Below are 22,578 nucleotides of genomic sequence, written 5' to 3'. Positions count from 1 at the left end.
TGCGAATAGTATTTGCAAAAGAGCGATGTTTCTTATCTAAAAAAGAGGAAGGTTACTTCGCATAAGCTATATTGTGCATACTTTCGCTAGACGAGCAGATTTTTTAGTAGTATTAGAACAAGCTTCATTCTGCACGCCATGCACAGTGAAAGAGAGGAAAAGTGAATGCAAAAAAAATTATCTAAAATTATGTTCATCGTTCTTGCTATTTTTTTGATTGGAACTACTATTCCGTTCAATGCATCAGCCGCTTCATTAGAAACAACGGGTGCTGTAAAAAACGAGTATACATATGAAGAAGCCGTGTTCCTGTCAGGGACACCTGTTATTTTTAAAGGGACAAGTAAAGATATTAAAATTGCACAAAAAGAATCAAAAGGTAAATTAACTGAAACGTATAGTATGAAGTTAACAGCAAGCAATGGTGCTACATTGACAAGAAATATTGCCTACGAATCAGATGTAGTAGATTATGCAGTTCTTGGTCAAAAAACATCTAATGGTGAAGTAAAGAAATACACTGAAAAAATTACAATTGGCGCCATTACGTATTCATTAGTCGATTATCAATTTTCACAAGGAACAGTTACTGATAATCGTGCAGCCTCAGATTATTACTCAGGAAATATTATTTCTAGGAAAACCTATGCTTTTGAAACAGGAAAAGGGAAAAATGCTGTTCAAAACACAGTAACAATTGAAACAGATAGTCGACATGCAGGCTATGAGAACTTCTGGGGTGCGACTGAAACTCAAATCACAGAGTCTGTTTATTCCTATAGTGATGGCAAGACAAGCCATGTGAAAAATCGTTTATCTACAAGTAAATCACGTGTCTTAAATTATGAAGAAAATCTCGGTAGCTTAGGGAGTTTTGAAGGGGGATATGCAGTCGTTAGTGAAAAGGATGTTATTTCTGAATATACATACGACTTATCTTCAGGGCAAAAAGGAACGCTAGATTTAGATACAGAGTACATGCCAACAATTGAGCGTCTCATTATTCCTAAATTCAGAGATTTAACAACCCATTACGCGAAAGAAGCAATTGAAAAACTTTATTCTCTAGGTATTTACTCGGATTCAAGTAATTTCTTCTCTCCTAATACGCCAATGAAACGTATTGATTTTACGACGGCTATTGGGAAAGCAGTTGACTTACGTGTGTTTGAAGAAAAGAAATCAAAAAAGACACCTACTACAAGTGTTTTTAAAGATTTGAAGCGTTCTATCAAAGATTACGGCTATATTGAATCAGCATTAAATAAAGGGATCATTAAAGGTGTATCAGCTGACTACTTTAAGCCAGATAATGCGATTACTCGAGCACAGGCTGCAACAATTTTTGTTCGTGCCTTAGGACTTGAAAATAGAGCACCCGATCCTGGCTACTTAACTAGATTTACAGATGATAAACAGATTCCGAATTATTCAAGAGATGGCATTTATATAGCGAATGAACTTGGCTTAATGATTGGTGATTCTGCTGGTCGCTTTAATCCAAATAAACCGCTAACTCGTGCGGAGGCATCAGTCGTTCTAGAACGATTCTTGAAATATTTGGAAGATGACTTAAAACAAAACTATCGTGATGACATATTGTTCTTTAACTAAAGAAAGGATGGAACAAAAATGACATATGTAAAAAAGGCATTGCTTGCTATGCTTTGCTTCATGTTACTACTGATGACAGCGACACCCACTGTCACTCAAGCAGCTACAACCATTAGAGATGTTCCAACAAATAGCAATAATTATAAAGCTATTTCCTGGGCGGTCGATAATGACCTGATGTCCTTAAATAGTGCAAGTAACTTTTTACCGAATGAGCAAGTGACAGATCGTGAGCTTGTCCTGATGTTTGCCAAGCTAGATCGTAACTATGCGTTATCTTATGTAGATAGTGTTGCTTATAATTTCTATAGCGATTTTTATTTACCATTTAACGGCACACATGTGAATACGAATCGAACAAAAGCCGTAACGCGCGGCCAATTTGCCCAAATTTATGCTGCTTTTAAAGGCTTAGATTTAGATGAGCCACAGGCAGTGCAATATTTATATTCAAATGATTTATCTACAAGTTCTACAGGCAAAAAGACATTTGCTAGCTTCAATCCATCTACAAAATTAACACGTGGTGATGTTGCTGAATTCTTATATCGTGCTGTTCAAAATAGCACTTTTGCAGTACAAGGATTAAAACGTAGTCCAGCGGGTCGTGATAATGATAGCATTACGTTACCTCCAGGTTTTATGGGATCTAGTAGTGCTGATTTTGAAGAACCGAAGGATAATTCAAATGATTTTACTGGACCGAACAATGTCAATAATGCACTGCAAAGTATTGTGGTGGAAAAACCTGATTTAATTGCAAATAATGTGGATACAACACTTGTTACGGTGTCTTTAAAGGCTTGTAATGGTGATCCTATCGCAGATGATAAATCCTATTCATTCCGCGTGAAGGCATCCTACGGAAATATTGTTGATACTTCAGGTGAAGCAGTTGATATTGTCCAATCGGATGGTTCAACTGTGTCCGCTATCGTTGTAGCACCAAAATTAACTAAATCGGTACGTGATACCATCACTTTTGAGCTAATTAATAATACAGACCCAGCAATGAAGTGTCTTGTTGGAGAGAAATTAAATGCAGAAGTGCGTTACGCACCACAGCCTGAATTGCGTATTGATTACCAAGTATACGACCCAGGAAATACGGATGATAATGGCAGCGTGATACCTGAATTTCCAAAAAGTGAAGATATCCCAGAGTTCTTTACGCAAAACCTAATTGATGTGTATAGCCCAGTTCCTTTTGACTTTGATGGGGATAGAAAGCTATTTAGTATTGGACAGCAAACAAATGTAACAGATGTTTTAGGAAATGTGCAAAACATCTATTTACGTTACGGTGGATCTGATCCTAAATATCCAGCATTAGGTTATGAAAATGCTATTCTACAATTTGAAAACTATGATATTTCTGTTCACTTATTTGAGGAACTTTTAAAGACGCGTTTCCAAAACTCTGTTACAACTAAAGATAATACAGCTATAACGGAAATCATGTATATGATTGCTGACGATGGTCGTCCTATTTATCGCGTTCAAGGCATTGATGATGATATTGCCTCACAGGTAGAAAACATTAATCCAGTCGGCGCTATTATTCAACTTATGAAAAAGATGCCAGACGAAAAGGATTTAACATTAGAGCATTATGATAGTGTTATGAAGATTTATACGATCTTCACAAACTTAAGTAACTATGACCGTACAGTATTATTAAAATATCAAGGCGGTAAATTACTTGGGCAAGTAGAGGCCTATAAAAAACGAGTAGAGGCATTAAAGGAAAGTGCCGATGCGGCATCAAGACCATCAGGAAAAGATCGTTATACAAAAGTGATGGTGACTTTAGTGCGCCCAGGTGGAGAGCCTATTACGGATTATCAAGGGACAGTCAAAATTAAGTATGATGGAGTGGAAAAAACAGCTTCATTCATTACGAACACTTCAGACCCATTGAATAATACAGGGAATCCAGGTACTGCCGTAGCCTACTTTGATTCAATTATTTATGGAAAATCTAAAGTGGAAGCAATACTTGTCAATCCAATAGACCCACGCTACGCAACATCCTTGAAGGGTTTAAAAGATAAAACAGTAACGAAAGACATTTTTGCTAATCCATACTTCAGTAAAAATTCTTGTTCTTTAGCAACAGAAATTGCCTATGTAGTGGATTATTCCTCTTCCATGAAGGCCGTTGATCCAACAAATTATCGTGGAAAGAAAATGATTGAACTAATCAATCAATTAAAGGCTAAAAATAACATAGTCATTGAAACGAATACAAAAGCAACGGTGCTTGGAGAAGGTACAACAGAAAATGTGCTAAAAAAAGATCTTTATAAAGCATCAAAAGAGAAGGGTGCAACTGATATTTTTGCAGGCATTGATATTGCTTTAACAAAATTCTCGAATGATTCGAAAACATCCAAAGCGATTGTCGTTGTATCTGATGGTAAAACAAGTAAATCAAAAATGACAAAAGTTATAAATGAAGCGAAAAAGCAAGGTGTCAAAGTATACACAGTAAGTATGGGCAAGAAATCACAAGTAAATGATGCCACTTTAATGCAACTATCTTCAGAAACGGGTGGAACGTATTTCCATGCAATTGATAATTTACAATTGCATCAAGTATTCCAGAAGTTAATTGATACAATTTTATGTAAAACGCCAGCTTCAAGTTGTATCAATCCAGAAGATTTATTTGAAGAAACGAGCGTTTCTCTACGAAAAGGCTATATTACAATGAGCGCACGAGTCGATGGTAACTGTCAAAATGTTGCCAAGATGAATGTACGTTTTAATTCGATCAGTGGAGATGTCCAATTTGATTTGCAAAAGCGTAGTGATCATGTTTATATGTTAACGAAAACCGTCCAAACTATGCAGGATTTTAAAGTGAATGATGAGATTGAGTTTATAGCATATGATAAAGATGGAAATATGATTGCATTAAAGACTGTCTCAATAACAAATTAATGAGAGAAAACTGCCTCCGATTGTGGGGCAGTTTTTTTAATTTGAAACAACACGTATAATTTGTTACACTTAGTTTATAATAATTCTAATGTAGATGACGAATTGCAGTTCTTCATGACATGTTCACAAATTAATGATGAACTATTGTCGAACTGTGCTATAATGAGATTTGTGAATTAGAACGTGTGAGGTGTTATTCATGCATGCCATCGTAGTAGGCTTGAATTATAAAACAGCGCCTGTTGAAATACGTGAGAAGTTATCATTCATTGAGAGTGAACTGCCACAAGCAATGGAAGCGCTGCAAAAGCAAAAAAGTATATTAGAGAACGTAATTGTTTCGACATGTAATCGTACAGAAATATATGCTGTTGTGGATCAATTGCATACTGGACGTCATTTTGTGAAACAATTTTTAGCCAACTGGTTTGATTTGCCTGTGGAGACATTTTCTTCGTATTTAACAATTCGTGAAGAAGATGAGGCAATCGAACATTTATTTAAAGTGACAGCTGGAATCGATTCAATGGTTCTAGGTGAAACACAAATTTTAGGGCAAGTAAAAAAAAGCTTTTTAAGTGGACAAGAGATTGGCACAACAGGAACGGTATACAATCAACTATTTAAACAAGCAGTAACATTTGCAAAGCGTGCACATAATGAAACAGCGATCGGTGAAAATGCGGTATCCGTTTCCTATGCTGCCGTAGAATTAGCAAAGAAAATTTTTGGCTCATTACAACGCAAGCATGTAGCTATTTTAGGTGCAGGAAAAATGGGGGAACTTGCGATTGAGAACCTTTATGGTAGTGGCGTAGGGAAAGTTACTGTCATTAACCGTACATTTGAAAAAGCAGAAAGCTTAGCGGCTAAATTCCATGGTGAAGCTAAATCAATGAAGGAATTACAATGTTCATTGTTAGAAGCGGATATTTTAATTACTTCAACAGGTGCAACAGATTATGTTATTGATTACGAGCTGATGCAATTTGTGGAACGTTTACGTAAAGGAAAACCATTATTTATGGTAGATATTGCGGTTCCTCGTGATATTGATCCACGAGTTGGCGACCTACCAAATGTTTTCCTCTATGATATCGATGATTTACAAGGTATTGTCGAGGCGAATTTAGCAGAGCGTGAACGTGCTGCTGCTGATATTACCGATATGATTGGCAAAGAAGTTGTGCAATTTAAAGACTGGGTAGCAACGCTTGGGGTAGTTCCAGTCATTTCAGCATTACGTAAAAAAGCGAGTCGTATTCAAGAAGAGACAATGATGAGTATCGAAAATAAAATGCCAGATTTAACGGAACGTGAACGTAAAATTTTAAGCAAACATACAAAATCTATTATCAATCAATTGTTAAAAGAGCCAATCTTACAAGCTAAGGAAATGGCTAATTCTCCAAAAGCAAATGAACAGTTACGTTTATTCCAACAAATTTTTGGTATAGAGGATGCTGTGGAAGTTGAAGTTCATGAGATGACAAAGCAAGAGCTTGAGCGCAAAGAACGCTCACAGGTATCTCAGACTTCTACTGAGCCAAAGTACTCTTTCTAAAATATCTATTGCGCTTGCGTAGACAAATGTGGTTGTACATGAGTATTATGCGCAATTGGATTTTCTACTGATATTACACGAGGCGTTTTCGTATCTGTATGGTAAACTTAAGATACGAAAACGTTTTTTTGTTTTCTATGCTAGAATAGCTTAATTAATTTCACGACAAAGAAGGGATGTCTATTGGCTGATTTGACCATGACGAGGTTGTATGAAGTGATGATCGTCTTGTATGCGATCAGTCTAGTTTTTTACTTTACTGATTATTTTTATAAGCAAGTACGAGCAAGGCGTATTGCTTTTTGGCTTGTTTCATTTGTATGGGTGATTCAAAGTGCCATTATCATTTTAACGTTTGTGGAGACGAAGCGTTTTCCGATTTTATCCTTGTCTGAGGGAATTCTTTTTTATTCCTGGTTACTCGTGACGTTATCCATTTTCCTTCATTGCATAGCAAAGGTGGATTTACCTGTGTTTATTATTAATATACTAGGATTTTTATTCGCTAGTATATTTACATTCATGCCGAAGCGTCCTACAGGAGCTGTCGGGGATACATTAATTTCGGAAATGCTTTTTATTCATATATCATTTGCAATATTGTCCTATGCAGCGTTCACTTTAACATTTGTGTTTGCCATTTTGTACCTCGTTCTATATCGTTTGCTGAAAAAGAAAAAGTGGTCACACTTATGGACAAGGTTGCCTTCCTTACAGCAGACGAGTAGCTGGATGAATATTTCATTTTTTATTGGGATACCAATGTTATTTATAAGTTTAATATTAGGGTTTGAATGGGCACTATTAACATTAGAGAGTCTTTCGATTTTCGATGCGAAAATCATAGGGTCTTTCATTATTTTAATTTTGTATTGTTTTATCCTATATGTGAATCGCAAAAGCAAGCTGATAGGTACAACTTATGCGTGGGTACATATTTATGCCTATCTGTTAGTTGTTGTAAATTTCTTCCTAGGAAGTAGTTTGTCGCGATTCCATTTATGGTATTAGAAGAAAGGTTGGAGACTGTTGAGAAAAATTATTGTAGGTTCTAGGAGAAGTAAGCTAGCGCTAACTCAAACAAATTGGTTCATTAATGAATTAAAAGCGGCTGGTGTACCGTTTGAATTTGAAGTAAAAGAGATTGTAACAAAAGGTGATCAAATTTTAGATGTACAGCTTTCAAAAGTAGGTGGAAAAGGATTGTTCGTGAAAGAAATTGAACAAGCCCTATACGATAAAGAAATTGATTTTGCTGTTCATTCTATGAAAGATATGCCTGCTGTATTGCCAGATGGATTAGTGATTGGTTGTATTCCACCACGTGAAGATGCGCGTGATGCATTTATCTCGAAAGGTCATGTTAAATTTGCTGACCTTCCTGCGGGAGCAGTTGTTGGGACAAGTTCTTTACGTCGTAGTGCACAGCTTTTAACAGTACGTCCTGATATCGAAATTAAATGGATTCGTGGAAATGTTGATACACGTTTAGCTAAGCTCGAAACAGAAGAATATGATGCCATTATTTTGGCTGCGGCTGGTTTGAAACGTCTTGGTTGGAGCGATGATGTAGTCACTGAGTTTTTACCTGTAGAACAATGTTTGCCAGCTGTAGCACAAGGCTCTCTAGGCATTGAATGTCGCGCAGATGATGCGGAGCTATTAGCCGAATTAGGAAAGCTCACTGATTCATTAACATGGCAAGAGGCGCATGCAGAACGTGCATTTTTGGCAGCAATGGATGGTGGTTGTCAAGTACCAATCGCTGGGTATGCCACTTCTAATGGGGAAGAAATTACATTAACAGGACTTGTTGCTGCTCCAGATGCATCTGTTATGTATAAGGAAACAGTTGTTGGTACAGATGCACAAAAAATTGGAGAAGCGCTAGCTGCTATTTTAACAGAACAGGGTGCTTTTGATTTAATTCAGCGTGTAAAGGCAGAGCAAGATGCTAAGTAATTTACCTTTAAATGGTAAAACGATACTTTTAACAGGTACATCTAAGACAACAACCATTGTCGATAACATAACAGCTTTAGGTGGACAAGCAATCATAGCCCCATTAATTGAAACGTGCGAACGATTAGACAGTAATGATGCTGAACGATTGAATTGCGCCCATCAATATGATTGGATTATTTTTACTAGTCAAAATGCTGTCGATGCTTTTGCTAGTAAAATGCTTCGGCATCAATTGAATGCTAAGCACTTCCAAGGGAAGATTGCTTCCATTGGGACTAAAACAACGACAGCATTAGAAAAGTTAGGATTTCAAGTGAGCTTTATGCCTTCCGTATTTAGTGCTGATATTTTCGTCAAAGAATTTCCAAGTGTAGCAGGTAATCATCCGAGATGTCTGTTTATTCGAGGAGAAAAGGCGAAAAGTACACTGAAGGATGGGCTGCCCTTTGAATTAAAAGAATGGACAGTCTATGAAACGATAGAACGACATGATCAAACTGCGGCTATTGTCAGTTGCATCCAGCAACATCAAGATGTCACGGTGATTTTTGCTAGTCCTTCAGCTGTTGATGTGTACGCAATGGATGTAGTGCCGCATGTTGGGTGGCAAGCAACGCGCATTGCAGCCATCGGCCATATTACGGAAGCAGCTCTTGAACAATACGGTGCTACTGTGGATATTATGCCAAGTGTATATACAATGCAAGCAGTCATCGAAGAAATTATGAAAGTAGGGGACAAATCATGACAAAACTACAATTTCAAAGACATCGTCGTTTGCGTGCCAATGCAACGATGCGATCAATGGTAAAAGAAACATACTTACATAAAGAGGACCTGATCTATCCTATTTTTGTAATGGAAGGCGAAAATATAAAAAATGAAGTACATTCAATGCCTGGCGTTTTTCAATTTTCATTGGATAAACTGGAAGCAGAGGTTGATGAGGTTGTAGCATTAGGCATTCCTGCAGTTATTTTATTTGGCTTGCCAGCTGAAAAGGATGCGGTTGGAACAGGTGCATTTCATGATCACGGCATTGTTCAAGAAGCGACGCGACTCATTAAAGCACGTCATCCTGAGCTACTAGTCATTGCAGATACATGCCTATGTGAATTTACAGATCATGGACATTGTGGCTTAATTGAGGGCGATCAAATTTTGAATGATCCTTCATTAGATGTTTTAGCCCGCACGGCGATATCACAGGCAAAAGCTGGCGCAGATATTATTGCTCCATCTAATATGATGGATGGCTTTGTAGCTGCAATTCGTGCTGGTCTAGATGAAGCTGGTTTTGAACATATTCCGATTATGTCCTATGCAGTCAAATATGCATCTAGCTACTATGGACCATTCCGTGACGCTGCAGATGGCGCTCCACAATTTGGTGATCGTAAATCCTACCAAATGGATCCATCGAACCGTCTAGAGGCATTCCGTGAGGCAGAGTCAGATATCGAAGAAGGCGCAGATTTCTTAATCGTAAAGCCGGCCTTAAGCTATTTAGATATTATTCGAGACATGAAAAATAACTATCCATTACCGCTTGTTGCGTATAATGTTTCAGGTGAATATGCAATGATTAAAGCGGCTGCTATGAATGGTTGGATTGAAGAGAAAAAAGTTGTGCTTGAAACATTATTAGGCATGAAACGAGCAGGCTCTGATTTAATTATTACGTACCATGCAAAAGATGTTGCACGTTGGTTGGAGGAGAAATAAATGACACGTTCTTACGAAAAATCAAAACAAGCCTATGCTGAAGCTGTTCAATTAATGCCAGGTGGTGTTAGTAGCCCAGTACGTGCATTCAAATCAGTGAATATGGACCCGATTTTCATGGAATCTGGCCATGGTGCGATTATTAAAGACATCGATGGTAACGAGTATATTGATTATGTATTGTCTTGGGGTCCACTCATTCTAGGACATACACATCCAGAGGTAGTGAAAGCAATTGCAGACACAGCAGCCAAGGGTTCTTCCTTTGGTGCTCCAAGCTATACAGAAAATCGTTTAGCTCAATTGGTATTAGATCGTCTACCAGGTATGGAAATGATTCGTTTTGTCTCTTCGGGAACAGAGGCTACTATGTCTGCATTACGTGTAGCACGCGGTGTTACAGGGCGTGATAAGATTTTAAAGTTTGAAGGCTCTTATCATGGTCATGGTGATTCATTATTGATTAAAGCTGGTTCAGGTGTTGCCACACTAGGCTTACCTGATAGCCCTGGTGTACCTGCAGATATCGCACGCAATACGTTGACAGTTGCCTACAATGATTTAGAAGGGGCAAAAGTGATTTTCGACAAGTTTGGTGCAGAGCTAGCAGCAGTCATTGTGGAGCCAGTTGCAGGAAATATGGGTGTTGTACCACCACAGCCAGGTTTCCTTGAAGGATTACGTACGCTTACTGCAGAGCATGGTGCATTATTAATCTTTGACGAAGTGATGACAGGTTTCCGCGTAGATTATGGCTGTGCACAAGGGTATTTTGGGGTAACACCTGATATGACGACTTTAGGAAAAGTGATTGGTGGCGGTCTTCCTGTAGGTGCGTTCGCGGGGAAAAAAGAAATTATGGAGCAAGTTGCACCAGCTGGACCAATTTATCAAGCAGGTACATTATCTGGGAATCCATTAGCGATGACAGCTGGTTACGAAACGTTATCACGTTTAGATTATGGCACATATGACTACTTTAAAAAATTAGGTGATCAGCTAGAAGCTGGTTTCCGTGAAGCAGCATCCAAATATAATATCCCACACACTGTTAATCGTGCAGGTTCTATGATTGGCTTCTTCTTTACAAATGAAGATGTCATTGATTTTGCTTCTGCTAAAACGTCTGATTTACAATTGTTCGCTGAATACTTCCGTTTGATGGCAGAAGAAGGTATTTTCTTACCGCCTTCTCAATTCGAAGGATTATTCATCTCAACAGCTCATACGGAAGAGCATATTGCGAAAACGGTGGCTGCATTCGATAAAGTATTTGCACAATTAGCGCAATAAAATTTGATAGAGCATGCTAGAATGATTTCTAGCATGCTCTTTTTGTGTGCTTTGAAAACCCCCTGCTATGCAGGGGGTTCCGGAAAGCTTTTAGCTATGGACAATAAAAAAACTCCAAACGTACAATAAAGTCAGGTCTAGTCAACCGACTTCGTACGAAAGGAGCCACCATAAATGGATAATAAAAGTTTAGCACATACAACGTGGAATTGTAAGTATCATATCGTCTTTGCGCCAAAGTATAGAAGGCAGATTATTTATGGTCAAATTAAAGCAGATGTTGGAAGAATATTGCGCCAATTATGTGAAAGAAAAGATGTAGAAATCATAGAGGCAACAGCCTGTCCTGACCATATTCATATGTTGGTAAGTATTCCTCCGAAATTGAGTGTATCTGCGTTCATGGGTTATTTAAAAGGGAAGAGTAGTCTAATGATTTTCGACCGACATGCAAATTTAAAGTATAAATACGGTAATCGTCAATTCTGGTGTCGAGGATACTATGTGGATACAGTCGGCCGAAATAAGAAAAAGATACAGGAGTATATAAAAAATCAATTACAAGAAGATATCCTGCAAGATCAAATGACGATGAAAGAATTCATTGACCCATTCACAGGAGAAGAAATCAAGAGAAAGAAAAAATAAGTAAGCCGCTTTAGCGGTTTGTGTGAAAACGGAGTGCGGTTGACGGACCATTCAGAATGTCTTTAGACATGGGCCAGTACCCCAGCGTTTCACGCGCAGAGCAAACCACCAGTTATACTGGTGGTTCTGATTTGATGGATAAAGCAGAAAGCATTATAGTGCTAGAGAAATGTATGGACAAAAAGGGGGAATAGCATATATTTACTAGTAAACAAGATCTTCTATACTGGATGAAGGACCTGCTTTTGTCAAAATTACATCTTTCAGCATAGCCAAATTGTGGGCGATTTCGTTTATAATATAGCTATTCATAAAAGAAAGTAGTGAATTGATATGGCAACAGGCACACACACGGTCGAAGTACCCGTAAGGATTGAACATGTATGGGATTTCGTTAGTGATATGGAAAAATGGGCAAAGCTTGTCCCAGGTTATAATGCACACGAAATGATTGATGACAAACACTCCACTTGGACTTTTAAAGGCAATGTTGGCGTATTGAAAAAAACAGTAGAAGTAGAAATTACAATCTTAGAATGGTTGGCACCTTCAAAAGTTACATTCGAATTAAAGGGTCTTTCTGATAATTTCACAGGAAATGGTTATTTCCTTGCAGAAAGCATCGATGCTGAAAATACAAAAATGACAGGATTCTTAGAAGTCGTTGCTGGTGGGTTAGCTGGCCCTGTTTTAAATCCGATTTTTAAACCGATCGTACCAAAGGCAACGAAAATGCTAACAGATCGTGTAGCTAATAAAATTAAATTAGTAAATGTTTAATTAAGACGAACATCCATGAAAGTGGCATGCTAGAATACTACTTCTAGCATGCCATTTTTCTAGTAGTATCTATTTTTAACTCTGTTCAACTTGAAACACCCTAGCATACTATCCTTCCAAGCGTCATATGATGCAGAGGGAGGGATTATTATCGAACACAAAACTTGGAATATGCGCGAAACATTTTGTTTTCCTGGATACGGCTGCCCAACAGAAATAGCAGCTGTACAAATTAAGCCTCAGTGGCAGGCAATGCAGTTAGAGGATTCACTTCGACTTATGGGCATCTATCATATCACCGCACACGTTCGCTTTGATTTTCAAGATATGCAAGCATTTACAGATAATGAAGATTTAATTACAATTGATGCCCTTGATATCCAAGGAGATACTGGTTATTTTGAGTATGCCGTACCTTTACATGTTGATTTACCAAAAGAATCGGATGTCAAAGATTTAATGGTCAAGGATATTCGCCCTAGTCTGGCAAATCAGATGTGTCAGCTTGAGTGGACAGTCACAAGTGCTTTCAATGAATATGAACCTGTTGTTGAAAGAAATATGTTAGACAATCCACACTTATCAACCCATGCTTTCGAACAAGAGGAAACAATGGCAGTAATCGAAGAAAGTGTTCAAGTGAAACAACCTGCCGCAGTAGCAGCAGCTTCACGCCAAGAGAACTCTACAACAGTTGACCAAAAAGCTGTATTGAGAGAATCCTCAAGCCATATTGTTGTACGTGAATCCAGTACTTGGCATGAAGTGCCTTCTATGATTTGGGATCTAACAGAAGAATATACACCGCTTAAAGTTCGTGTTTCAAATGATGTCTTTCAAAAGTAAATAGCAGAGAAGTAGCAGGAGTAATAAGAAGACTAAATCACCTGATGTTGGCACAATAATGACACGGATAAACTGAAAAGCACAAATCGGCACGATAATGGTTCTGCAATAAAAACGAACTTGCCGTAGCCAAGGTGGTAAAAGCCAAGGGTTATACTTGCGTCGACGCATTTGAATTGTCACTTCCTTTTCTATTTACTTTCCTCTTACTAAAAGATGACTAAATCACTTGAAAAATGACACGATCCTGCGGTACAATAAGGAAAATCAAATACAGATGCTATGATAGGGAAGAGTAAATTTTGTCTACATTTTCAGAGAGGAAACGGTAGCTGAGAAGTTTCTATTTGTACTGAATTGAAGGTAGCCCTTGAGCAGCTTTAGTGAACTAATAGTAGTTAAAGCCGGTTAAACACCGTTACCGAATTGAGAGCCAGTAGGGAAGGCTGAGAAAATGTGTCATTTAACATTTATCTTAACCACTGCTGGAATTAAAGGTGGTACCGCGAACTAAAACTCCTTCGTCCTTTTAGACGAGAGGAGTTTTTTTATTGGGTAAAAAAATGAACAGCATTTCTTTACCAACAGTTTTCAAACAATAGGAGGAGTCAATATGACAGAAAACATTTCAATGCCAACTAAATATGACCCACAGTCCATTGAAGCTGGTCGCTATGAATGGTGGTTACAAGGGAAGTTTTTCGAGGCACAGCCTGAAAGTGGGAAAAAACCCTATTCAATCGTTATTCCACCACCAAACGTAACAGGTAAATTACACCTTGGTCATGCTTGGGATACAACATTACAAGATATCCTCATTCGTATGAAACGCATGCAAGGTTATGATGCCCTTTGGTTGCCTGGTATGGATCATGCGGGTATTGCAACACAGGCAAAAGTAGAAGCAAAGCTGCGTGAGGATAATATTACACGTTATGATTTAGGACGTGAAAAATTCCTTGAAAAAACATGGGAATGGAAAGAAGAATATGCTGGACATATTCGTGATCAATGGGCAAAGCTTGGTCTTGGATTAGACTATACGCGTGAACGTTTCACACTAGATAAAGGCCTTTCAGATGCGGTAAAAACAGTTTTTGTTCAGTTATATGAAAAAGGTTTAATTTACCGTGGTGAGCGTATCATCAACTGGGACCCAGCGGCGAAAACAGCATTGTCTGATATTGAAGTAATTTATCAGGATGTGCAAGGTGCCTTCTATCATATGAAATATCCATTAGCTGATGGCTCAGGCTATGTAGAAGTTGCTACTACACGTCCCGAAACAATGCTTGGTGACTCTGGGGTAGCTGTTCACCCGAACGATGAGCGTTACCAGCATTTAATTGGTAAAACCGTTATTTTACCGATTGTAGGTCGCGAAATCCCGATTGTTGCTGATGACTATGTTGATATGGAATTTGGTACTGGGGTTGTAAAAATGACACCAGCCCATGATCCGAACGACTTTGAAGTTGGTAATCGTCATAATCTAGAGCGTATTCTAGTAATGAATGAAGACGGCACAATGAATGATCTTGCTGGTAAATATAAAGGAATGGATCGCTTTGAATGCCGCAAGCAAATCGTTGCTGATTTACAAGAAGCAGGCGTGTTAATTCGTATTGAAGAGCATATGCATTCAGTAGGACACTCTGAACGTTCTGGTGCTGTTGTTGAGCCATACCTTTCAGCACAATGGTTCGTTAAAATGCAACCACTTGCTGACGCTTCCCTAGAGCTACAAAAGGATGAAGAAGGGAAAGTAAACTTTGTTCCTGCTCGTTTTGAAAACACATATTCTCGCTGGATGGAGAATATTCGTGATTGGTGTATTTCTCGTCAATTATGGTGGGGCCATCAAATCCCAGCTTGGTACCATAATGAAACAGGCGAAATATACGTAGGTAAAGAAGCGCCAGCTGATGCAGAAAACTGGACGCAAGATGAAGATGTACTAGATACATGGTTCTCTTCAGCACTATGGCCATTTTCTACAATGGGCTGGCCGGATGAAGCAAATGAAGAATTTAAACGTTACTATCCAACCAGTACTTTAGTAACAGGTTATGATATTATTTTCTTCTGGGTATCTCGCATGATTTTCCAAGGCCTTGAGTTTACAGAGCAACGTCCATTTAAAGATGTACTCATTCATGGTTTAGTACGTGACGGTGAAGGACGTAAAATGAGTAAATCACTTGGCAATGGTGTTGATCCAATGGATGTTATTGAACAATACGGTGCAGATTCATTACGCTACTTCTTAGCTACTGGTTCATCACCTGGTCAAGATTTACGCTATACAACTGAAAAAGTAGAAGCAGTATGGAACTTCTCCAATAAGATTTGGAATGCATCACGTTTTGCGCTTATGAATATGGATGGTATGACATATGATGAGATCGACTTAACTGGTGAAAAATCAGTTGCTGACAAATGGATTTTAACACGCTTAAATGAAACAATTGAACGAGTAACTTCTCTTGCAGAGCGTTATGAATTCGGTGAAGTGGGTCGTGAATTGTACAATTTCATTTGGGATGATTTCTGTTCTTGGTATATTGAAATGGCAAAATTACCACTTTACGGAGAGGATGAAGCAGCTAAAAAGACAACTCGTTCTATTTTAGCTTACGTACTAGATCAAACAATGCGTCTATTACATCCATTTATGCCTTTCATTACAGAAGAAATCTGGCAGCACTTACCACACGAGGGTGAATCTATTACAGTGGCAGCATGGCCAACAGTACGCACAGATCTTCATTTTGCAGATGAAGCAGATAATATGAAGCTCCTAATGGATATTATACGTTCAGTACGTAATATTCGTGCGGAAGTAAATACGCCAATGAGCAAAAAAGTACCGTTGTTTATTTCAGCGAAAGATGCGGCAACAGCAGCTGTACTCGAAGAGAATCAAGCATATTTAGAAAAATTCTGTAATCCTGACACTTTAACAATTGGTGAAGGTTTAGAGGCTCCAGGTCAATCGATGACGGCTGTTGTTACAGGAGCACAGGTTTTCCTACCTCTTGTTGGACTGATCAATCTAGAGGAAGAAATTGCTCGCCTTGAAAAAGAATTAGAAAAATGGGCAAAAGAAGTGAAGCTTGTTACAGGTAAGCTATCGAATGAGAAGTTCGTATCGAAAGCACCGGAAGCGTTAGTCAATGCAGAACGTGAAAAATTAGCAGATTACGAAAGCAAGCATGCGGTTGTTTTAAAACGTTTAGATGAATTGAAAAATATGTAAAGATAAAGCAATGGATGGCGAAAAAGTCATCCATTGCTTTTTTTTTATGGATCTAAAGATATGCATTGTTTTAGGAAAAAATATATAGTATTATTTAAAATAAATTAGTCTAATAGATGATAATTGGCACTACACTAGTAGGAAACAAAACCTAATTTCATATTATTTAGCCGTGAAAAACCAAAGCTAAGATTGTGTGAATGGATATTTTTTTAAATAGACAGTCTTTTTAATGAAAGAAAATAAGAGTCAATGGAGGTGTTGAGAATGTCAGGAAATATTGCAACTATTATTACAAAAGTCAACAAAGCATGTGATGAATTAGACTTTGTAAGCGCGAGAGTATTGATCGAAACGAATCTCTTGAAATTATCAGAAGCAAAGTATTATCGTTTATTAAATACAAGTGGTCGCGTCCTTATTAAGCACATATTAGCAAATAGTAATCCTCAACAGGATAGCGCTAAATTATCAAGGACCGATTTATTAACGATCCAAAAAATAAATGAGTATTGCTCAGACTTTGATATATCTATGTTAAAAAGAACGTTAAAAAACGCTTTTGAATTAGTGCAACGTCCAGATGTTCATCCGTTATTAAATAGTGATGCAAAAACTATTTTAAACAATATGGGTGCTTTATTAGGTGCTCACAAGGTACACTAATCTAATATTAGTACGAACACGCAGTCGCTAGCTGCGTGTTTTTTGTATTTTGTCATTTTGCTATGTTATTAAACGTTACTTGTACTAAAATAAAGATATTGCAGTAAGAGGGAGTGTTTATTTTGTTTAACACAATGAACGAATGTACAAAATTTATTTTTACATTAAAAGCAGTTGATCATAAACGTGCGCCACTTGTCCTTATGCGTGAAGTATTAGGACATTTAGATGAACCTCACAACAAACTACGAGTAATCCATGTAGCAGGCTCAAATGGTAAAGGCTCTACGGTGAACGCATTAAGAGAAATGCTACAACATGCAGGTTACACTGTAGGGGCATTTACGTCCCCACATTTAGAGCGAGTCAATGAACGGATGACCATTAACGGCCACCAAATCTCGGATGAGCAATTTCTTTACTACTTCAATAAACTTGCAAAAATTATAGAAGAGCACTACAATGGCGATTTTCCAAGCTTTTTTGAGGTAGTTACACTGATTATGTTTCAATATTTTGCACATGAAGGAGTAGATATAGCGCTTATTGAGACAGGGCTTGGAGGACGTTTGGATGCGACAAATGTCGTAACGCCGATTGTAGCTATTATTACAACGATTTCGCTAGAGCATACAGCCTTTTTAGGTGATACCTTCGCAAAGGTTGCCGCTGAAAAAGCTGGCATCATCAAAGAAGGCATCCCGGTTGTTGTAGGCGTTAACAATGAGGAAGCATTGGCTGTCATTAAAGCCACTGCAGAGGAACGACATGCATCATGCTTTGTTTTGGGGCAGGATTTTACGGTGACAAATAGTTGGCAAAGCATTGACAATCAGCACTTTACATATGAAAAGGACCATGTCTTGATGAGGGATGTGCCCTTAAAAATGGCTGGCTCGCATCAAATGAATAATGCAAGTCTGGCTATCACGGCAATGCTAACGTTACGGGAGAAGGGGGCAATTGCAATCTCTGATGATTCAATTCATCGAGGTCTACAATGTGCGCAATGGGCAGGTCGCTTCGAGCAAAGGCCGAATCGTATTGTGCTAGATGGTGCTCATAATTCCGAGGGCACAGCTGCTCTTATCCAAACACTAAAAAACGTCTACCCAACTAATAAATATCGTTTTATTTATGCTGCATTAGCAGATAAGGATCATGCCAACAGTATAGAACTAATGGATGCTGTTGCCACCTCCATCGCTTTTACAGAAATAAACCTACCGAATGCAATGCCTGCTGAAAGCTTAGCGATGTTGTCGACGCATGCGAATAAAACGCATCATAAAGAATGGCTAAAAAGTCTTCAAACCGTATTACAAGAACGCCATGAAGAGGATATTGTTGTCATTACAGGCTCTTTATACTTTATAGCAGAAGCTCGACAGTGGCTACAGGAGGAAGGACAATGATTCCAAACTTTGATTATTATAAAGAGAAATGGCAGGTCAAAAGTGATGATGTGATTAAACCAGGTCTTGCAGCAATTGAAGAGGCTTTATCATTAGTAGGTAATCCTGAGCAAACTTTGCGTGTCGTCCACTTAGCTGGTACAAACGGGAAAGGCTCTACTTTAACGTTTCTAGAGGCAATTGCGCAAGAACATGGCTTACGCGTGGGCAAATTTATGTCACCATGTATCGTCGATGTTCATGATCAAATTCAAATAGCTGGTCAACCTATAACAGAAGCTGAAATGGATCGAGTGTTTCAACAGATGCGTGAAGCTGGGCTTAGTGGCAAACTAACAGATTTTGAATTACTGACGGTGGCAGCATTCTTACATTTTGTGAATGGCCAAGTAGATATTGCACTGATTGAAGCGGGAATGGGCGGCTTACTGGATAGCACAAATGTGGTCACACCCATTGTCTCTATTATCCCAAGCATAGCTTTAGAACACACAAAGTTTTTAGGGGATACGCTTGAAAGCATTGCACGCCATAAAGCAGGTATTATTAAACAACAACGGCCAGTCATTATGGGTGATTTGCCAGATGAAGCAAAGCGTGTTGTTGATGACGTAGCCACTCAAAAAAATGCCCCTATATTTGCATTAAATCATCATTTTGCTATTGAGCAAGCAACTGATGGAGAAAGCTATACGAATGACGTACAGCAGTTTCAAATAGCAAAACTAACACGTTCTATGAAGGGAGCGCATCAGGCGAATAATATGGCACTCGCCATTACTGCATTTTTGGAAGTGGCATCAGTATTAGGTGTGTCTACGGATAAAACTGCCATTCGTCAAGCTGTGCAAAAGGCCTCTATTTTAGGACGTTTTGAAGAAATAATGCCTTTCGTTATTTTGGATGGCGCACATAATCCTGCGAGTGCCGAAAAATTAGTAGAAACGATTCAAAGTGAGTATCCAAATGAGCAGATAACATTTGTTATTGGCATACTAGCAGATAAAGATGTTCAGCAGATTCTTCGACTTTTAGAGCAGGTGAGTGATGATTTTTATTTCGTGGATTTTGATAATTCTCGTGCAATGACAGCTCAACAAATGCTCAAGCTTTCTCATGCAACATCAAAAACAACCTTAGTTGATTATGCATCCTTTATACAGGCGCAATCACATAGACAGCAAAGAACAATTGTATCAGGCTCGTTATATTTATTAACAGAGGTTCGTAATAGATTAAAAGAATGAAAAGACTAGGACTCTTGATAGCGAGTCCTAGTTTTTTTATGGTAGCAAATTTAGATTGTAATGAGTTCCGTATCAAAAAATAATAAATTCGCATTTACACTTCGGAATCTACATATACTTATATCATATTATGTTGGCAACGTTACTAGTGCATAGATAGGTGGAAGGATGAGGTGATAGTTGAATGAAAATTGTAAGTCATGTGATGAAAAAACAAATATTTCGAGCAATGATTATTGGTGGATTTGTTGGTCTATTAGGTGTAGCGATTTTTTTGGGCGTTTTACAAGCCAGTACACAGTTACCTTTAAATAAAAATGGTAGTGAAGTGGCAAATAATCAATCACAAACAGAAACGATTCCAACTGCCGGTGAGACAACCAATACATCTAATGCACCGATGTTTTATGCTAGCCAAGCTGGCGTGTATTCAAACTATGAGAGCGCTAGTTCATTTGTTGCTGAGTATCCTGCCTTAAAAGAGAGCGCGATTGTTCAAGTTGATGACAAGTTTTACGTATGGACAAGCATGGTGACGGAAGAAAGCCAGCTACAATTTTTACAGGACCCTGCTACCTTTAAAAAGGCGTTTAGTGTCAGCGGTGAAAGCTGTAAAGAACCGACCCTTGCAGAGATACCAGCTGCTTTAGCAGATAAAAATGCCTCAAAATTAAATTTTAAGGAAAATGGTAAGGATTCAACGCTCCCTGAAGATTGGCAGTCTATTGGGGCAGCTGCCTCTACTATTTCCAACGATGTTAACATCATTCGTTTGCATGTTTTTGCCCATTATCAATCTAAAAATACGTGTCTTCAGGTGAAATTTTAACCATAAATGTTAGCGGAATCATCATTATCTTGTTTTTTTGAAAATTTTCAAATTGTCCATTCTTTTGTATCATAAGGATAAGGAGGAATGGTCAGATAATGTTGAAAACAAATCATAAGCTTGTCCTTGCTTCTGCTTCCCCTAGGCGCAAGGAATTGCTTAACATGTTAGCACTTCCATTTGAAGTCTTAACAAGTGAAGTGGAAGAAACAAGTGTACAAGCTCATACAATGCAGGATTATGTAAAAGAAGTAGCTTTATTGAAGACGCGTGATGTAGCCAAAAAAGCAACGAATGCGACGATTATTGGTGCAGATACAATCGTAGTTTACAATCAAGAGCTACTACATAAACCAAAAACACGTGAGGAGGCTATTTCTCACTTATTACGTTTGTCAAATAACAAACATAGTGTGATGACAGCCGTCGCTATAATTGAACCGAATGGAAAGGAAACGACCTTTGTAGAAGAGACCCAAGTTGTTTTCCACCGTCTAACGCAGGAACTAATAGAAGCTTATGTAGATTCAGGAGATCCTTTTGATAAAGCGGGCGGTTATGGCATTCAAACGATCGGTACACTATTAGTTAAACGAATTGAAGGAGATTATAACAATGTTGTAGGTCTACCACTTGCAGCTTTGTTTTCGCAATTGGTAGATCTACAGATAGTCCAATTTGCGAAGGAGTGAATATTTTTGCTTGAAGACGCTTTACCAACTTTGATGATACGTGATGTCAATATTGAGGATCGCCCCCGTGAACGATTATTACGACAAGGGGCTAAAAGTTTATCCAATCAAGAGCTACTCGCGATTTTATTGAGGACAGGCACAAAGGAAGAATCTGTGCTTGTTCTCGCAAATAGGGTTTTAAATGTTTTTGAACGACTTCATCATCTGAAGCACGCAACCATTGAAGAAATGATGGCTATTAAAGGAATAGGTGAGGTAAAAGCCATTCAATTAATAGCTGCCATTGAACTTGGTAGAAGACTGGCCCAAAAACATAATGATGAGAAATTTACGATACGTTCTCCACAAGATGCAGCAACATACTTAATGCCTGATATGACTTCGCTTAACCAGGAGCATTTTGTTGTTCTTTTTTTAAATATTAAAAATCAAATTATTCATAAGCAGACGATTTTTATTGGCAGTTTAAACGCCTCCATCGTTCATCCTAGGGAAATCTATCGAGAAGCTGTCAAAAGATCTGCGGCTTCTATTATATGCGCTCACAATCATCCGAGTGGGGTGCGCCTGTAATGTGCGTAAACTTAGTGTTTCCTAAGGGAAATTAGAACTTCTCACAACGTTCTATGGTCAGCGTCTTACCTTGAGAGGAAACTCACAGAGGGAACATAGCATGACGTGAAAAGGGGGAAAGACGACAAAGCTATCAGAGTCGAGTCAGTCCTTCAGACCAAGTGATGTATGGTAAAAGCTATACTGCCTGAATCCTAGACAGATGAGCGATGGGTGCGCCGTTACCTACGATAGTTATTAGGTAATGAGGATAAAATGGGAGACACAGAGTCAGAGTGTCTATTAGAATACGCCACTTTCTTGTCCATAGTGAGATTTGTCCTTCAATCCTTTATAAAAGGAAAATGTCGAAAGGGATACCTAACCATCACGTATCTAAGTTTATGTGTAATACAGGGATTACCTAAGTGTGAATGCCTTCGTGGCTATAACGTGTAGAAGTTTGAAAATCACATATGGTAACGGAGTCTTCATAGTACCCAACGTTTGCTTGTAATGAGTTTAGCATGGGAA

Annotated in this window: 18 protein-coding genes, 1 pseudogene and 1 other annotated feature; of the genes and pseudogenes, 18 read left to right on the top strand and 1 reads right to left on the bottom strand. The window is 38.3% G+C overall.

The features are described 5' to 3' along the window. The first annotated feature begins 165 nt into the window (after positions 1-165). The 11 genes from MHB40_RS17620 to MHB40_RS17570 all read left to right on the top strand — a co-directional run bounded on the left by MHB40_RS17620 (position 166) and on the right by MHB40_RS17570 (position 13,381). Positions 166-1,614, top strand: a complete 1,449-nt coding sequence (locus MHB40_RS17620; RefSeq protein WP_342441103.1) for an S-layer homology domain-containing protein — start codon at positions 166-168, stop codon at positions 1,612-1,614. Between the two features lie 18 nt (positions 1,615-1,632). After that, a complete protein-coding gene (locus tag MHB40_RS17615) occupies positions 1,633-4,560 on the top strand; it encodes a VWA domain-containing protein (RefSeq protein WP_342441102.1) in 2,928 nt (975 codons plus the stop codon). Between the two features lie 199 nt (positions 4,561-4,759). After that, entirely contained in the window at positions 4,760-6,124 is a 1,365-nt protein-coding gene (gene hemA / locus MHB40_RS17610) for a glutamyl-tRNA reductase (protein ID WP_205444690.1), read from the top strand. 183 nt (positions 6,125-6,307) lie between these two features. Next, complete coding sequence (gene ccsA / locus MHB40_RS17605) at positions 6,308-7,135, top strand: cytochrome c biogenesis protein CcsA (RefSeq protein WP_205444689.1); 828 nt, start codon at positions 6,308-6,310, stop codon at positions 7,133-7,135. 18 nt (positions 7,136-7,153) lie between these two features. After that, positions 7,154-8,086 (top strand): hydroxymethylbilane synthase, encoded by a 933-nt coding sequence (hemC, locus tag MHB40_RS17600; protein WP_205444687.1) that lies wholly within the window; start codon positions 7,154-7,156, stop codon positions 8,084-8,086. Beyond that, positions 8,076-8,837 (top strand): uroporphyrinogen-III synthase, encoded by a 762-nt coding sequence (locus tag MHB40_RS17595; RefSeq protein WP_342441101.1) that lies wholly within the window; start codon positions 8,076-8,078, stop codon positions 8,835-8,837. Before hemC ends, MHB40_RS17595 begins: the two co-directional genes overlap by 11 nt. Then, the gene (gene hemB / locus MHB40_RS17590; RefSeq protein WP_342441100.1) at positions 8,834-9,814 is read left to right on the top strand and encodes a porphobilinogen synthase; all 981 of its coding nucleotides are present in this window, start codon (positions 8,834-8,836) and stop codon (positions 9,812-9,814) included. Before MHB40_RS17595 ends, hemB begins: the two co-directional genes overlap by 4 nt. Further along, the gene (hemL, locus tag MHB40_RS17585) at positions 9,815-11,107 is read left to right on the top strand and encodes a glutamate-1-semialdehyde 2,1-aminomutase (RefSeq protein ID WP_342441099.1); all 1,293 of its coding nucleotides are present in this window, start codon (positions 9,815-9,817) and stop codon (positions 11,105-11,107) included. Between the two features lie 174 nt (positions 11,108-11,281). Further along, the gene (tnpA, locus tag MHB40_RS17580; protein ID WP_036129052.1) at positions 11,282-11,755 is read left to right on the top strand and encodes an IS200/IS605 family transposase; all 474 of its coding nucleotides are present in this window, start codon (positions 11,282-11,284) and stop codon (positions 11,753-11,755) included. Between the two features lie 333 nt (positions 11,756-12,088). Further along, positions 12,089-12,535: an SRPBCC family protein gene (locus tag MHB40_RS17575; protein WP_342441098.1), complete on the top strand. Its 447-nt coding sequence runs from the start codon at positions 12,089-12,091 to the stop codon at positions 12,533-12,535. A gap of 171 nt (positions 12,536-12,706) precedes the next feature. After that, positions 12,707-13,381, top strand: coding sequence for a valyl-tRNA synthetase (locus MHB40_RS17570; protein WP_205444680.1), 675 nt, complete (start codon positions 12,707-12,709; stop codon positions 13,379-13,381). Here MHB40_RS17570 and MHB40_RS17565 read toward each other — a convergent pair. Beyond that, positions 13,358-13,552 (bottom strand): hypothetical protein, encoded by a 195-nt coding sequence (locus MHB40_RS17565; protein WP_036124009.1) that lies wholly within the window; start codon positions 13,550-13,552, stop codon positions 13,358-13,360. The genes MHB40_RS17570 and MHB40_RS17565 overlap by 24 nt on opposite strands. A 102-nt stretch (positions 13,553-13,654) precedes the next feature. Continuing rightward, positions 13,655-13,913 (top strand) — a binding site (T-box leader). Positions 13,914-13,994: 81 nt separating this feature from the next. On the opposite strand from MHB40_RS17565, the gene MHB40_RS17560 reads away from it, so the two are divergent. The 7 genes and pseudogenes from MHB40_RS17560 to radC all read left to right on the top strand — a co-directional run. Further along, positions 13,995-16,640, top strand: coding sequence for a valine--tRNA ligase (locus MHB40_RS17560; protein WP_342441097.1), 2,646 nt, complete (start codon positions 13,995-13,997; stop codon positions 16,638-16,640). A gap of 267 nt (positions 16,641-16,907) precedes the next feature. Beyond that, complete coding sequence (locus MHB40_RS17555; RefSeq protein WP_205444677.1) at positions 16,908-17,306, top strand: hypothetical protein; 399 nt, start codon at positions 16,908-16,910, stop codon at positions 17,304-17,306. Between the two features lie 134 nt (positions 17,307-17,440). Beyond that, positions 17,441-18,721, top strand: a complete 1,281-nt coding sequence (locus MHB40_RS17550; protein WP_342443760.1) for a folylpolyglutamate synthase/dihydrofolate synthase family protein — start codon at positions 17,441-17,443, stop codon at positions 18,719-18,721. Beyond that, positions 18,718-19,968: a folylpolyglutamate synthase/dihydrofolate synthase family protein gene (locus MHB40_RS17545; protein ID WP_342441096.1), complete on the top strand. Its 1,251-nt coding sequence runs from the start codon at positions 18,718-18,720 to the stop codon at positions 19,966-19,968. The genes MHB40_RS17550 and MHB40_RS17545 overlap by 4 nt, the downstream gene beginning before the upstream one ends. A gap of 184 nt (positions 19,969-20,152) precedes the next feature. Further along, positions 20,153-20,797 carry a hypothetical protein gene (locus tag MHB40_RS17540; protein WP_205444674.1) on the top strand — a complete coding sequence of 215 codons (645 nt, stop codon included), beginning with the start codon at positions 20,153-20,155 and terminating at the stop codon, positions 20,795-20,797. Between the two features lie 98 nt (positions 20,798-20,895). Next, the gene (locus MHB40_RS17535; RefSeq protein ID WP_342441095.1) at positions 20,896-21,489 is read left to right on the top strand and encodes a Maf family protein; all 594 of its coding nucleotides are present in this window, start codon (positions 20,896-20,898) and stop codon (positions 21,487-21,489) included. 33 nt (positions 21,490-21,522) lie between these two features. Beyond that, positions 21,523-22,056 (top strand): annotated as a pseudogene (gene radC / locus MHB40_RS17530) (DNA repair protein RadC); the annotation flags it as partial. Positions 22,057-22,578: the final 522 nt, after the last annotated feature.

Origin of the sequence: Lysinibacillus sp. FSL K6-0057 (assembly GCF_038630885.1) — a bacterium.
Classification (GTDB): Bacteria; Bacillota; Bacilli; order Bacillales_A; family Planococcaceae; genus Lysinibacillus; species Lysinibacillus fusiformis_F.
This window is presented reverse-complemented; position numbering and strand designations above follow the sequence as displayed.

Bases quoted from the DNA above. Each gene is read 5' to 3' on its own strand.
- MHB40_RS17620 (WP_342441103.1), top strand. From the start codon at position 166: ATGCAAAAAAAATTATCTAAAATTATGTTCATCGTTCTTGCTATTTTT.
- MHB40_RS17615 (WP_342441102.1), top strand. From the start codon at position 1,633: ATGACATATGTAAAAAAGGCATTGCTTGCTATGCTTTGCTTCATGTTA.
- hemA (WP_205444690.1), top strand. From the start codon at position 4,760: ATGCATGCCATCGTAGTAGGCTTGAATTATAAAACAGCGCCTGTTGAA.
- MHB40_RS17595 (WP_342441101.1), top strand. From the start codon at position 8,076: ATGCTAAGTAATTTACCTTTAAATGGTAAAACGATACTTTTAACAGGT.
- hemB (WP_342441100.1), top strand. From the start codon at position 8,834: ATGACAAAACTACAATTTCAAAGACATCGTCGTTTGCGTGCCAATGCA.
- hemL (WP_342441099.1), top strand. From the start codon at position 9,815: ATGACACGTTCTTACGAAAAATCAAAACAAGCCTATGCTGAAGCTGTT.
- tnpA (WP_036129052.1), top strand. From the start codon at position 11,282: ATGGATAATAAAAGTTTAGCACATACAACGTGGAATTGTAAGTATCAT.
- MHB40_RS17575 (WP_342441098.1), top strand. From the start codon at position 12,089: ATGGCAACAGGCACACACACGGTCGAAGTACCCGTAAGGATTGAACAT.
- MHB40_RS17570 (WP_205444680.1), top strand. From the start codon at position 12,707: ATGCGCGAAACATTTTGTTTTCCTGGATACGGCTGCCCAACAGAAATA.
- MHB40_RS17565 (WP_036124009.1), bottom strand. From the start codon at position 13,552: ATGCGTCGACGCAAGTATAACCCTTGGCTTTTACCACCTTGGCTACGG.
- MHB40_RS17560 (WP_342441097.1), top strand. From the start codon at position 13,995: ATGACAGAAAACATTTCAATGCCAACTAAATATGACCCACAGTCCATT.
- MHB40_RS17555 (WP_205444677.1), top strand. From the start codon at position 16,908: ATGTCAGGAAATATTGCAACTATTATTACAAAAGTCAACAAAGCATGT.
- MHB40_RS17550 (WP_342443760.1), top strand. From the start codon at position 17,441: ATGAACGAATGTACAAAATTTATTTTTACATTAAAAGCAGTTGATCAT.
- MHB40_RS17545 (WP_342441096.1), top strand. From the start codon at position 18,718: ATGATTCCAAACTTTGATTATTATAAAGAGAAATGGCAGGTCAAAAGT.
- MHB40_RS17540 (WP_205444674.1), top strand. From the start codon at position 20,153: ATGAAAATTGTAAGTCATGTGATGAAAAAACAAATATTTCGAGCAATG.
- MHB40_RS17535 (WP_342441095.1), top strand. From the start codon at position 20,896: ATGTTGAAAACAAATCATAAGCTTGTCCTTGCTTCTGCTTCCCCTAGG.